13 protein-coding genes and 2 pseudogenes are annotated in these 13209 nt (G+C 39.8%); 5 read left to right on the forward strand and 10 right to left on the reverse strand.

What is annotated here, in order from left to right:
* Positions 1 to 277: transposase (locus FTV37_RS10310; protein WP_373683574.1), on the reverse strand; the 277-nt coding region annotated here is incomplete at its 3' end.
* Positions 278 to 365: 88 nt separating this feature from the next.
* Between FTV37_RS10310 and FTV37_RS10315 the strand changes: the two are divergent.
* Positions 366 to 1037: pseudogene (locus FTV37_RS10315) on the forward strand (FAD-dependent oxidoreductase); the annotation flags it as partial.
* A 76-nt stretch (positions 1038 to 1113) separates the two neighbouring features.
* On the opposite strand, the gene FTV37_RS10320 reads toward FTV37_RS10315, so the two are convergent.
* Positions 1114 to 1764: a hypothetical protein gene (locus FTV37_RS10320; RefSeq protein ID WP_180063790.1), complete on the reverse strand. Its 651-nt coding sequence runs from the start codon at positions 1762 to 1764 to the stop codon at positions 1114 to 1116.
* Between the two features lie 100 nt (positions 1765 to 1864).
* Between FTV37_RS10320 and ispF the strand changes: the two genes are divergently transcribed.
* Positions 1865 to 2353 (forward strand): 2-C-methyl-D-erythritol 2,4-cyclodiphosphate synthase, encoded by a 489-nt coding sequence (gene ispF / locus FTV37_RS10325; RefSeq protein ID WP_078193864.1) that lies wholly within the window; start codon positions 1865 to 1867, stop codon positions 2351 to 2353.
* Here ispF and FTV37_RS10330 read toward each other — a convergent pair.
* The 3 genes from FTV37_RS10330 to FTV37_RS10340 form a co-directional block, all read right to left on the reverse strand.
* A complete protein-coding gene (locus tag FTV37_RS10330) occupies positions 2341 to 2865 on the reverse strand; it encodes a protein tyrosine phosphatase family protein (RefSeq protein WP_180063791.1) in 525 nt (174 codons plus the stop codon). The two genes, ispF and FTV37_RS10330, sit on opposite strands and share 13 nt — an antisense overlap.
* 57 nt (positions 2866 to 2922) lie before the next feature.
* Positions 2923 to 4014, reverse strand: coding sequence for a 3-deoxy-7-phosphoheptulonate synthase (locus FTV37_RS10335; RefSeq protein ID WP_143221612.1), 1092 nt, complete (start codon positions 4012 to 4014; stop codon positions 2923 to 2925).
* A 127-nt stretch (positions 4015 to 4141) separates the two neighbouring features.
* On the reverse strand, positions 4142 to 5038 hold the full coding sequence (locus FTV37_RS10340) for a sulfite exporter TauE/SafE family protein (protein ID WP_078193863.1): 897 nt from the start codon (positions 5036 to 5038) through the stop codon (positions 4142 to 4144).
* Between the two features lie 386 nt (positions 5039 to 5424).
* On the opposite strand from FTV37_RS10340, the gene FTV37_RS10345 reads away from it, so the two are divergent.
* Entirely contained in the window at positions 5425 to 5685 is a 261-nt protein-coding gene (locus FTV37_RS10345) for a helix-turn-helix domain-containing protein (protein WP_180063792.1), read from the forward strand.
* Between the two features lie 106 nt (positions 5686 to 5791).
* The gene (gene lpxB / locus FTV37_RS10350) at positions 5792 to 6964 is read left to right on the forward strand and encodes a lipid-A-disaccharide synthase (protein ID WP_180063793.1); all 1173 of its coding nucleotides are present in this window, start codon (positions 5792 to 5794) and stop codon (positions 6962 to 6964) included.
* A gap of 4 nt (positions 6965 to 6968) precedes the next feature.
* Here lpxB and FTV37_RS10355 read toward each other — a convergent pair whose 3' ends face one another.
* Entirely contained in the window at positions 6969 to 7919 is a 951-nt protein-coding gene (locus tag FTV37_RS10355; protein ID WP_180063794.1) for an AraC family transcriptional regulator, read from the reverse strand.
* A 181-nt stretch (positions 7920 to 8100) separates the two neighbouring features.
* Here FTV37_RS10355 and FTV37_RS10360 point away from each other — a divergent pair, with 181 nt between their 5' ends.
* Complete coding sequence (locus tag FTV37_RS10360) at positions 8101 to 9306, forward strand: alkane 1-monooxygenase (protein WP_180063795.1); 1206 nt, start codon at positions 8101 to 8103, stop codon at positions 9304 to 9306.
* A gap of 459 nt (positions 9307 to 9765) precedes the next feature.
* Here the strand turns inward: FTV37_RS10360 and FTV37_RS10365 are convergent.
* From FTV37_RS10365 to FTV37_RS10380, 4 genes and pseudogenes are all read right to left on the reverse strand, one after another.
* Positions 9766 to 10709, reverse strand: a pseudogene (locus tag FTV37_RS10365) (phosphatidate cytidylyltransferase).
* A complete protein-coding gene (locus tag FTV37_RS10370; RefSeq protein ID WP_180063796.1) occupies positions 10709 to 11359 on the reverse strand; it encodes a 1-acyl-sn-glycerol-3-phosphate acyltransferase in 651 nt (216 codons plus the stop codon). The pseudogene FTV37_RS10365 and the gene FTV37_RS10370 overlap by 1 nt, the downstream one beginning before the upstream one ends.
* Before the next feature lie 61 nt (positions 11360 to 11420).
* The gene (locus FTV37_RS10375; protein ID WP_180063797.1) at positions 11421 to 11849 is read right to left on the reverse strand and encodes a hypothetical protein; all 429 of its coding nucleotides are present in this window, start codon (positions 11847 to 11849) and stop codon (positions 11421 to 11423) included.
* Positions 11846 to 13198 (reverse strand): phosphatase PAP2 family protein, encoded by a 1353-nt coding sequence (locus tag FTV37_RS10380; protein WP_180063798.1) that lies wholly within the window; start codon positions 13196 to 13198, stop codon positions 11846 to 11848. The genes FTV37_RS10375 and FTV37_RS10380 overlap by 4 nt, the downstream gene beginning before the upstream one ends.
* Positions 13199 to 13209 lie beyond the last annotated feature (11 nt).

Below are 13209 nucleotides of genomic sequence, written 5' to 3' on the forward strand. Positions count from 1 at the left end.
TCTTCAACACACCTTCTAAAAAATCAATTTCTAATGCCTGCTCACCGATTTTTGCATGTAACTTTTTAAGATCAATGGGAGGTTCTGATGGAGCTTTTGATTGATCGAAAGCTTGTGAGGAAGCTGAGATCAATTGATTTTTCCAGTCAATAATTTGGTTTTGATGAACATCAAACTCAGAACTCAATTCAGCAAGTGTTTTTTCTGCTTTGATCGCAGCAAGTGCTACCTTAGCCTTAAAGTCGTTTGAATGATTTCTTCTTGGTCTACGTGCCATAAAATACTCCATATATTGATGTTTATAACATCATTTGAGGAGCAGAGTATCACTTATAGGAGTTGTTCAAATTTCCGGATCCATCTCTGATGCCACGGGCGACATCCACAAATTTACGACGCAGCTTGCTAAAGCAACAGAACGCTTTGATGTGAAATATATGTGGGGTTTTGAGGTGACTGACTTTGAACATCATGCAAAAGGTGTCAATGTTCAGTTAAAAGCCAGTGATGAAAATATGGAACATCCTGATGCAAATACCTTACTTGAGGCAGATGCTGTGGTGGTCTGTGGTGGTGTAGGCAGTTATGAACTTGCGCATAAACTCGGTGACCGTGTAAATGTCTATCCAGTCAAAGGATATTCAATTACCATAAACTTAAATGATGAACAAAGTCAGACCAATGCGCCTTGGGTGAGTCTGTTGGATGAAAGTGCCAAAATTGTGACTTCACGCTTAGGTGCAAATCGACTACGTGTTGCAGGCACGGCAGAGTTTAATGGCTATAACCGAGACATTCGTGCAGATCGCATTCAGCCCTTAATTGATTGGTCGAATCGTAACTTTAATCTATCAACAGAACATGTGGTGCCATGGGCGGGTTTACGACCAATGATGCCCAATATGATGCCTGTAGTACATGCAGGTAAGCGAGATCATATTTTCTATAATACAGGGCATGGTCACCTTGGATGGACCTTGTCTGCGGCAACAGCTGCAATGATTAGCCAGCAAGTGCAGCAAACACATCCGATTTAACTGACATATTTTAGACATCAAAAAAGCCTCAATGTTGAGGCTTTTTTGTATTTTTCTAAGTCATTCGAATTTGATCTTAATCATATAAACGATAAATCCCTGCAAAACGTTCACAGCCTTTTTGTTCAGTTTTTACTGAGAGTAAGGCTTTACTGTAATTGAACTGATATTTGCAGTCGTGTTCATTATCGGTGATTTGATTTTTTTGTTCGGGTGTTGTGTAAGCTAAAAATGGGATGGTTTGTGTTTCGACTCGATTGTTAGGATTACGATAGGCAATGCCTTCAATTTTGATGCTGTCTTTGCCTAGTTGATGTACCTTTAAATGTACAGGTGATGTCGCAAAATGACCATTTTCAAATTTCAGATAATGCTGCGTTAAACTTTGGTTCATCGAGGTGTAGATATTCAAATCTTCATAGCGAAGCTCGAATTGTTGTTTAAAACACTCCAAGTTTTTGCATTGCTGAACTCGGCTATACCATAATTTTTGCGTATCTATCAGTAAGCGTATTGGGGCATCGGTAATCAACTGCGCTGTTAAAAAAAGCCCATCTAGCTTTTCACGTTGTTCTTCAAAACCGTTAGAACAGTAATTTTTTTTTGCCTGAGTATTGGCATGATCACAGTCTATCTTTTCTGCATGCGTAAACGTCGCTAGGCCAGAACCTATTAGCAGAACCAGTCCGAATTTTTTGATGATATTTATTTCAGTTTTCAACAGCATGATCGCTTATACTTTCACTATGTTGCGCTTGCCCACACTATAGCGAAATAGAAAGCGTGAATACAAGATTTCAATCATTATTTTCTCAAGGAACTCAAGCATGATAGCTCAAATTCGTATCGGTCAGGGCATGGATGTGCATGCATTTGAAGAAGGTGATTTTGTAACGCTTGCTGGTGTTCAAATTCCACACACACATGGACTCAAAGCACATTCAGATGGTGATGTGGTATTGCATGCGCTTTGTGATGCATTATTAGGAGCTTTGGCACTTGGAGATATTGGTCAGCATTTTCCAGATACAGATCCAAAATTTAAAGGTGCCGATAGTCGAGTACTTTTAAAACACGTCTACCAAATGATTTTAGATCGTGGATATGTACTTAATAATGCTGATATTACCGTGGCTTGTGAGCGCCCTAAACTAGCAAAACATAATTTAGAAATGCGTCAAAGTATCGCAAATGTTATGGATGTTGAAGTTACACAAATTAGCATCAAAGCGACCACCACCGAAAAATTAGGGTTTACTGGTCGCCAAGAAGGTATTCTTTCTACTGCAACAGTACTGATTTCTCACGCAAAATGATCTGGATGGATCAGTGCATGTTGTAAATCTTGAGTTGCTTTACGGCCTTGAAGTTGTAAGGCAACCGCATGGATTAAACCTGTCCATGTTTCATTAGGTTCCCAAATTTGATGCATAAATTCTTGAGCCTTTGGCATATCAACATCCATATAGTATTGACGATATAAATACATCAAACTGCTGACACGGAAGTTTTTCGCACAGTGTAGCCAAACCGTTTGACCTTGAATCAAATGGTCAATCATATCGAGTACTAAAAGGCATTGATCATCTGAAGGGGTATCCCAAGAGATCGGAACTTGAATGTAGTTCAGGCCTAGATCTAGGCAAATGCGGTCTTCATGCTCGATATGATTGGATGCATCGGTCAATGCTAAATTGATAACTGTTGAAACACCATATTCTTTGATCGTTTGAAGCTCAGAAGGAGATGGTTGTCCTGACGTTAATAAGTGTTCATGTATATATTGGAAGTTTTCAATGTGACTTAACGCATTTTCGATTTCATTCATCTGACAAATAATCCTTCAAAGTAAAACGCCATCTTGAAGATGGCGTTTTTCATTCACTTAGCGTGTCGGTAACACGTCTTTAAGTGCTTCATGCATCTCTAACAAGACTTTTTCAGTCGTATCCCAATCGATACAGCCATCAGTCACTGATTTACCATATTCGAGGTCACAGAGGTTGGCAGGAATATCCTGACGACCACCTTTTAAGTGACTTTCTACCATAATACCCACGATTGACTTGTTTCCGTCAAGGATTTGTTCAGTAATATTTTTCAGAACAAGGGGTTGTAGGTACGGGTCTTTGTTTGAGTTTGCATGACTGGTATCAATCATGATTTTGCCACTAACTTTTGCTTTGGCTAATGCCGCTTCGGCATCTGCAACAGAACCTGCGTCGTAGTTTGGTTTACCGTTACCGCCACGAAGTACAACGTGTGCATAAGGGTTACCACTGGTACGAATAACTGAAACTTGACCTTGGTCGCTTAAGCCCAAGAAGCTATGACCATGTTTAACAGATTGCATGGCATTGGTCGCAACGGTTAAACCGCCATCTGTACCATTTTTAAAGCCAACTGGTGAAGAAAGGCCAGAAGACATTTCACGATGTGTTTGGCTTTCAGTGGTACGCGCACCAATCGCTGACCAAGAGATAAGATCTTGGTAGTACTGTGGTGAGTTTGGATCGAGTGCTTCAGTTGCACAAGGCAAACCTTTTTCATTCAATTCAAGTAAAAGTTTACGACCAATACGTAAGCCTTTTTCGATGTTGAAAGAATCGTTCATGTCTGGGTCATTAATTAGACCTTTCCAACCAACAGTGGTACGTGGTTTTTCAAAATACACACGCATCACGACATAAATTGTATCTTGGATTTTGTCACTTAAAACTTTTAAACGGTCAGCATAATCATGTGCAGCGACTGTGTCGTGAATTGAACATGGACCAATGACAACAAAAAGACGTTTGTCATTTCCATCTAAAATATTACGTACAGTTTCACGGCCCTTAAGGACTGTTTGATAGGCAGTTTCAGTCAGAGGTAGCTCTTTTTTTAGTTCTGCAGGAGTAACAAGAGGCTGAATGCTTTTTACATTCACGTCATCAATGTCGTTTTGGGTAATAGAATTTGACTGTAAAGTATTCATTGCCGTCACTGGTTTGATTATACAAAAGGTTGTTTCGTGAGCCGAATATAACATGAATTTAGCATTCAAATGTTATAAAAAAGATCAATAAGTCTCTGAAAAAAAAGTGATGAATCGGGCAGTTAATTTAAACCTGCTGACTATTCACCGTCGGTGCGATCAACATTGCAGTTGTTGGTTTTTCGACAGGTTTTGATTTTACTGGATTAATGATGAAATTCATGCCTAAAACAAACAAGGTAATGCCTAAGACTTTACGAATAACTTTTTCAGGTAAACGTGAGCTGATCAAAGTTCCGACAACAATCGCTGGAATAGAACCCACCAATAACCAACCCAATAAATGAAAATCGACATTACCTGAGCTCATATGACCCAAGCCTGCAACCAGTGTAAGAAGCACGGCATGTACGACGTCAGAGCCGATAATACGAATCATCGGTAAGTTCGGGAACATAAGCACCAAAGCCATAATACCGAAGGCACCTGCACCAACAGACGATAGAGTAACGAATACGCCTAAAATAATCCCCATGATGATGATATATGCACGCTTATTTTTAGCTTGGAAATTGATACGCTCCAGATCAGCACTCATATCATCCAACTGATCAGTTTTTCGAAATTTATTAAAGAATTTTTCGATATGACCACGGAAAATAATTGAGATCCCTGTAATCGTCAGCATAAAACCTAAAAACATGGTTAAGACGGTTTTGTAATGTGTCGATTGGCTGAGATAGTTTTCCAGTACCCAATGGGTCGCAAATGACGCAGGGATACTGCCGACTGCAAGCCAAATGACAATGGTCCAAACGATATTCATTTTACGGGCATGGACTAAAGAACCACAAAATTTTGAAATTGCGGCATACAGTAGATCTGTACCGATCGCAATGTGGGGTTCAATTTTATATAGGCTAATCAGGATCGGGGTCATCAATGAACCACCACCAACACCGGTAATACCTACGCAGAAACCTACAATTACACCTGCCAGAATGAACTCTAAAGGACCGACCATCGCTGAATGCCAAATATCAAAAAACGTGCATATCTTATGACTAATTAATATAAGTCGTTGTCTCGATTAGTGATTTACTTGTGAAAAAAATAGATAAAGAATAATTTAATTTGGAAATTAATAAATTTTATATAAGCTAAGTTATTGATTTCGGCTTTCTCAACTGGTTGATAGTTCAAATGGAGATTATGCTGCAGTGAAATCATGTATTAAGAATATAAAGGAGTGACGATCTGAAAATAGATATCCAATGTCTAAAACGCACCGTAGGTTTATTTTCCTAGTCTTTAATTAGTTATTTATCGATATATGCGACTGTGAACTTAAAGTCCATTCCTGCAAAATCTATACTCCTTAAAAAGATAAGGTTTCGCCATTATTCGAATATGGGTAGAAGGACACTAACTAGACATTTTAACCATGCGACAGGGCTACCAATTGTCACATGGTTAAATAATGAAAGACTGCGATATGCGGCTGAATTGCTCGAATTGACAGATTATTCAGTTGATAAACTTGCGGAAGCCTCTGGTTTTAATACCGCAGTGCTATTTCGTAAAATGTTTAAGAATAAATACGGCACAAATCCGAACCATTGGCGGAAAAATTTTAATCAGCAGCTAAATAGCAGTGATGAATATTTCTAAGATGGTGAATTAAAGACGTGCAGCTTTTTTTAGGAAATCTATTAACTTTGCGAAGGACTCGTATAGAATCTATAGCTAAAGAAAATTGAGTTAAAAGGACAGACTTTTGCAAAATCGGAAACTTAAAATTGGCATCGTGGTTGGGGAAGTATCGGGGGATACATTAGGCGCCAAGCTTATCCGTAGTTTTCGAGAGCAAGGGATTGATGCGGAATTTGAAGGCATTGGTGGTCCGCAAATGATTGCAGAAGGCTTTAACAGCTATTATCCGATGGATATTTTATCGGTGATGGGGATTGTTGAAGTCTTAAAAGATATTAAAAAACTCTTTGCTGTACGTGATGGTCTGGTTGAAAAATGGACTGAAAACCCTGTCGATGTTTTTGTAGGGATAGATGCACCGGATTTTAATTTGCGTTTATCTAAGAGCTTAAAGCAAAAACAGCTACCAATTAAAACAGTGCAATATGTCAGCCCTTCTGTGTGGGCATGGCGACAAGGCCGTGTACATGGCATCAAGGCGAGTATCGATTTAGTCCTTTGCTTATTTCCATTTGAAAAAGCGTTTTTCCAAAAATGGCAAGTTCCGGCTGCATTTGTCGGACACCCATTGGCAAGTCAGTTGCCTTTAGATAATCCACTCGTTGCGGCTAAACACGAGTTAGGCTTAGATGAGCATCAAAAACACATTGCATTACTTCCGGGCAGCCGTCGCGGTGAAATTGAGCGCTTAGGGCCTTTGGTGCTATCTGCCGCACAGATTTTGACGGAGCAGCATCCAGACTATGTGTTCCTGATTCCTGCAATCAATGATGCACGTAAACAGCAAATCGAAGTGTTGCTCAAGCAGTACCCTGAAGCATTACAAGCCAAAGTTCGCTTGATGGAAAACACAGATACTGAGTCTAAAATTGGCCGTCAGGTGATGAACGCATCCAATATTGTTGCTTTGGCATCGGGTACAGCGACTTTAGAAGCGATGCTTTTACATCGTCCAATGGTGACCTTTTATAAGTTAAATTGGCTGACCTATCATGTGGTGAAATTACTAATCAAAATTCCGTATTATTCATTGCCAAATATTATTGCGGGAAAAAAAGTGATTCAGGAACTTATTCAGCATGATGCAACACCTGAAAAATTAGCAGCAGAAATTGAAAGCTTGATGGATGTTGAAACATCGCAAATTCAAGTGATGCAGCACATCACCATGCATAAACAACTGCTTTCAGGTAACAGTGAAAACCCTGTGGAAGCGATTTTAAAGCTTTTAGATTAAACCTTTAAGATGACTCAGTTTTTGCGAGCTGATGCTGCTGTCGATACTGGCTCGGTGTGAGATCATAAAACTTTTTAAAAGTTTGGCTAAATGCCGTTTCAGATGAGTAACCTATACGATGGGCAATTTGCTGAATAGTGAGTTGCCCCATTTGTAAGTGCTGTGTTGCCAGTCGCAAACGATGTTGCTGCAAATAGGCGAGTGGTGATTCACCGAGCATTTGAGTAAATAAACTGGCAAATTTAGAACGCGACATACAACATTGTTCTGCCAAACTTTCGACGGTCCAAGCATGCTGCGGTTGTTCATGAATCGCGGCCAAAGCGTTGGATAATTCGGGATGACTCAAGGCATGCAACCAACTGCTTGAATCTGACAAGGCTGCAATATAATCACGCACACATTCGATAAATAAAATACTCACCAAATGATCCAAAATTTTGTCACGGCCTGGACGGATCTGATGCGCTTCAACGGCCAGAAAATGTAAGCCAATTTGCAACCATTCCGGTGCGGTACTGCTCATGATATGTGGTGTATGTAACAGCGTGGGGAGGGCATTCACTAAAGGCTTTGCCATAATGCTGTCGACATGTCCACGGATCGCTAGTACAAATAATTCTTCTGCTTCATGAGATTCGGCAGAATTTAATTCAATGGTTTTATTTCGTTGCTCTTGAAACAGTGGCGTGATGTTTATTGATTCGACCAAGACATCAGACTGTATAGATTTGCAGTGGTGGTTTTGCCCTGAGGGAATAAGGCAAAGATCGCCAGCTTCGAGTAAGACCTGCTCTTGATCTATATGTACAACACACTGACCTTGAATCACTACATACGCAACCATGGCATTGTGATCTTGAAAATGAAAAGCCCAAGGATGCTTTGATCTCAAATAAATATATTCAGATCGGTGGAGATGAATATCATCAAAAATTTTACTTAAAGCATCCATATTTCAAATATTTACTCATATTAATTTTCTATTTATAGATGGTCATTATGTGCTTAAAGGTCAACATTTATCCTTAAATGCCAAAGACGATAGCATAGTTTTTTTGGACGCTTAAAACTGTTCTGGCTGCCCATATTTTACGAATATAAACACAGAAGAAGTAATTAGGGAAGTCTAGCGCATGAATGCACCAGTAAAATTAAATGAACAGCAGCTCGCTCAGTTAGAAAGCAAAATCGGTAGTGTTTTAGATAAAAAACGTTATGGTTGGCTATTGAGTCCAGGTTTACCAGTCATTGGTATGGGGATTTTGGCGGGTTATCATTTTGGTCCAAAACCGACAAAAAAACTATTTGCCATGGGTGGGCCGCTTCTACTGCATGTCATTATTCCTGCACTGGATGCACTGATCGGTGATGATGCCAATAACCCGACAGATGATGACATCAAAGTTTTAGTGAATGATCCCTATTATGATCGGATCGTCAAATTATTTATTCCACTGCAAATGGCAGCGAACGCTTTTGCAGGCTATGTGGTTACCCGTAAAGATGTTTCATTATTAGATCAAGTTCTACTTGGGATTTCGATGGGTGCCATCAATGGCGTCGGTGTAAATACAGCACATGAACTTTGCCATCGACCACATAAAAAAGACCATTATTGGGCACATGCGACTCTCGCACCTTTGGGTTATAGCCATTTCCGCATTGAACATCCTTATGGACACCATAAACGTGCGGCAACGCCTGAAGATCCTGCATCCTCAAAAATGGGCGAAACCTTTTATGAGTTTTGGCCACGCACTGTATTTGGTGGAATTAAATCGGCGGTGCAGATTGAGAAACAACGCTTAAAACGTAAAGGTTTAAGTTTCTTTTCGAAGGACAATGAGCTGTTTCATGGTTGGGCGATGAGTGCTGGTTTTCATACCGCGATGCTGAAAATGTTTGGTAAAGGCGTGACACCGTATTTAGTTACACAGGCCTTTTATGGAATCAGCCTTTTTGAAATTATTAATTATATTGAACATTATGGCCTGAAACGTGAGCAAAAAGCGGATGGAAGCTATGCGCGTACCATGCCTGAACATAGTTGGAATAACAATAATATTGTGACCAATCTATTTTTGTATCAATTACAACGACATTCAGACCATCATGCTTATCCGACTCGTCCATTTCAGGCATTAAGACATTTTGATGAAGCCCCAGAGTTGCCTAGCGGCTATGCCACTATGCTAATTCCTGCTTTAGTACCCTCTATTTGGTTTAAGATGATGGATAAACGTGTCTATGATCACTATCAAGGTGATTTAACTAAAGCCAATATTCATCCTAAACGTCGTGCAAGACTTTTTAAAAAGTTTGCAGTTTCAGACGTTTAAATCGAATACCTGATGAGAAGTGTCCCAAGATTGTTTGCTTGGGATTTTTTTATTGTGCGTATTATTAACTGAAGTTACGCAGTAACATCAGAAGCGCACGTTGATTCAAATAAAAGAACGATACACGGTAACATCATCCGCAACTGTTTGAGACAGGACTAATTGTAATCAAAAATGTTTCTGCGATACTTTGAATAATTTGACGCTAGTGAAAGAGTTTTGTCTGTGAGGTGCATTCACCGCAAGATGGTTTCCTTGCGAAGCTTCGCTTCTCATTTTGCCGAATGAGAAACAACGTTTCGTAAGAGTATCTCCAGCCGAAGGCTAATACCTTTATTCAATCCTTAGGTGTAAGACACCATCGCATAGACTTAAAAATCATTTTTAAATGTGAAATCAATTCTACATGCGTAACATCATTTAAAATCCCAAATTTTCTATTTGAATCTTAGTCACTTCTTAAGACCACCAATAGCGCAAAATGTGGAAAAAATCGGTGCAGAAAAGCAGATTGAATCAATTCGGTCGAGCATGCCACCATGGCCTTGGATGAGCTGTCCCCAATCTTTTACACCACGATCGCGTTTAATGGCCGACATGACAAGACCACCAAAGAAACCGAATATACAAACAATAAAACCAATACATGCAGCCTGTAGATAGCTAAAGGGTGTAAGCCATGACATAGCCACGCCTAGTGCAGTGGCTAAAGCGATGCCGCCGATTAACCCCTCAACGGTTTTAGACGGTGAAAGTATCGGTGCGACTTTGTGTTTTCCAAATAGCTTGCCACAGACATATTGTAAGACATCGGAGGCTTGTACCACCATGATCAGCCAGATCGCTAGCCAAATTTTTTCACCTTCAAATCCGGGAAGTTTGAGATTTAATAGCGCAGGCACATGCGAAATACAGAATACGCTGATCATTAAACCCCATTGAATTTTTGAACTGCGTTCTAAAAATCGCGTGGTATCTTCAGCTTTGAGTGTAGCGATAGGGATAAGAAGAAACACATACAGCGGAATAAAAATAGAATATAGCCCGTACCAGTCGATATACACCAAGTAATACTGGTAAGGGATGACAAAATAAAAAGCGATCAGCAAAGGAAGATAATCACCGCGACGGGTCGGCAGTAAACTGATAAATTCACGTAAAGCAAAGAGTGAAATCAATGCAAACAGGATCACAAAGGCGATTTTACCTAATGAAATTGCTACACCAAGTACCAACAACATGACCCACCATGCATTGATCCGCGCATTTAAATTGTCGATGACCGGTGCAGGTGCATAACCCGCTTTAAATTTTAGTATTGAGCCAATGGTTGAGGCAATAATCAAAATAATCGCAAAGATACCAAACAATACATAAGTCATTTGCGCATTGGTGAATTCCATTATTGATACTCCAATGCTTTTAATTTGAGTAATTCTTCCTGAGCGTAGTTTAAAAACTCAGTTTTACTGTGTTCATTATGGGCTTCTAAAGGTTTGCCAAAAATAACGGTAGATAATAATGGCAATGGTATAAGCGCGCCTTTAGGCATGACACGTTTTAAATTAGAGATCCACACTGGTACGATTTCAACATCAGGAAATTGATTTTTGAGATGGAATAAACCGCTTTTAAACTCTAATATTTCAACGTCATCATTTAAATTCCGAGTGCCTTCAGGAAAGAAAATAATCGAGTCACCTTGTGCTAATACGGTTTTGATCGGTTCTAATGGATCTTGATTTTGCTCTCGATTTCGCTGAATAGTGACGCCAGTAAACGTATCTTGAATGAGAAAACGTCGAAAGCCATCTTTTAGCCAATAATCCGAAGCCGCTACAGGACGCGTATTCCGTCTGAGATCTGTCGGTAGTGATGACCAAAGCAAAATAAAGTCGATATGGCTATTATGATTTGCATAATAAATACGCTGCTTCATTACAGGTTTACACCCGACCCATAGACTCCGCGCGCCCGTGAGCAGCCGCGCACCACGACGAGTGAGAAAGGCAATATAGCGAGCAATTGAACGGCTTAAAAAATTACCTTTCATTGGTGAGTGAGCATTCCTTGAAGTGTCTAATGGAGTTGGCATAGCTTCAAATTATTGTGAATTATTTATACAGTAAAAATATGCAGAGGAATGCGATGTATTGCAAGCAAAGCACAAAGATCTGCCATTTAAATAAAGCCAGACAACCTAATTCACGCAGCTCCCATGCGCGACCACATTTATTTGTAGGCATTAATTTTAGGTTAATTAAACTTAAGTCCAGCTCTTTGGTGGTTTGTTCTAGGCTTTGGGTTTGGCTGTATTCAGCGACAGTGGCTAAAAGTGCCGAATCAAATTTGATTCTCAGGCTTAAATAATGTTGTATTCCGAGCAAAACTAGACAAATTAATAAATATAGCAAATCGAATAGCATCACATTACCAAACTGGATAATGAGCCAGAGCGTGAGGATCGCTGCCACATAAGCTGAGATGAGCAATCCAGTGGTGGATTGCAACAACTTTGACAGCACCACAAGTTGTAAATTCATGGTGCAAGTCCTTTAAGTTTTAAACGATAAGTATTTAAATGTTTTATTTGCGGTGCTTTAAGCACGACCCACGGACGGTTATGGCGAATAATCCGTAAAACATCTTCGACTGAATATTCAGGATGTTGTTTCAATAATAATGCGGCAACTACAGCACTACTTCGTGAATATCCCAAAGCACAGAAGACCAAGATGTTTTGTGCTTCATCATTGTTATTAGATTTCAAGAATAGTTCTAAAGACTCTACAGCATGATGCAGCTGATTGGCCTGTAAAGGAATTAGGTCTAAACTCAAGTGTTGAGCATAGGAGCACTTTGGATAAGTGGGTAATTCTGCGCAACAATCGAGTAAAGCATCATATTGTTGCATGACCTGTTTGGACGGATAGCGACCTAAATAAATATAACTCTGATTGATTTTGATGATTTTAGAATCTTCAGGATGGCGATAGGTCCAGATTCGGCTATTGATCCAAGCAAATACAAAGTAGGGCGTGAATAGCATTTTTGCAGCAATTGTCATATCACCATGACTGAGTTTTTGAAAAAAATGGGGTCGATTGAATAAATATGCAAACGAAACTAAAAGCAGACTGCTTGCAGGATAGAGCAGCCAAAGCCACCAACCTTTTGCATGTGCGATTGCGCCACAAAATAAGGCAGCAAATAGATAAAGGATGCCGATTTTAATGTGCTTTAAGCTTAGCCGACTCAGGCTGTTTTGAGCCCATGGTGCAGGACTGGCCATCGGGAATAACCATAAACATAAGGCACCGACTAATAAACCTGTTGGGATATCTATAAAATGGTGCTGCCAAGTGGTTAGAACCGAGAGACCGATCAAAAAGGACCAACCATCTACCAGATATTTCAGCTTGCCTGTGCTATGCCGACGGTAGAAATCCCAAAGTATCACCAGTAGTACAATGTGCAGGGAAGGTGCTTGATTGAAGGGTTTATCAAAGCCCATCAAGACATCAAACCATAGGCCGAAAAAACCTGTGAGTTCGGGGCGTTCAAAGCTAAAACGTAGCGGGAAAATTAAAAAGCAGCTGATTGAAAGGATTTGTGCCGAAAATAGTCGCAGGACATGTTGTTTTAATTCAAACTTATTCCAACAAAGTAATAAAGACAAACCATAGAACAGATCAATCGACCAATAAGGCACAATACTCCATGGCCAAAGTGGAATATATTTTTCCCATTCAAAGACGATAACAGGTACGGAAGCTAAGCCCGCAGCGTATTGATTGGCAAAACCATAACTTAAGAAGAAAAAAGGTGCCAGAAATGCCAAACACAGTAGGCCGTATTTCCAAGTTCCTTTTTCAGTATCCAGTTTATGCATAAGATTGACCG

The organism is Acinetobacter sp. YH16042, from assembly GCF_013417245.1.
Classification (GTDB): Bacteria; Pseudomonadota; Gammaproteobacteria; order Pseudomonadales; family Moraxellaceae; genus Acinetobacter; species Acinetobacter amyesii.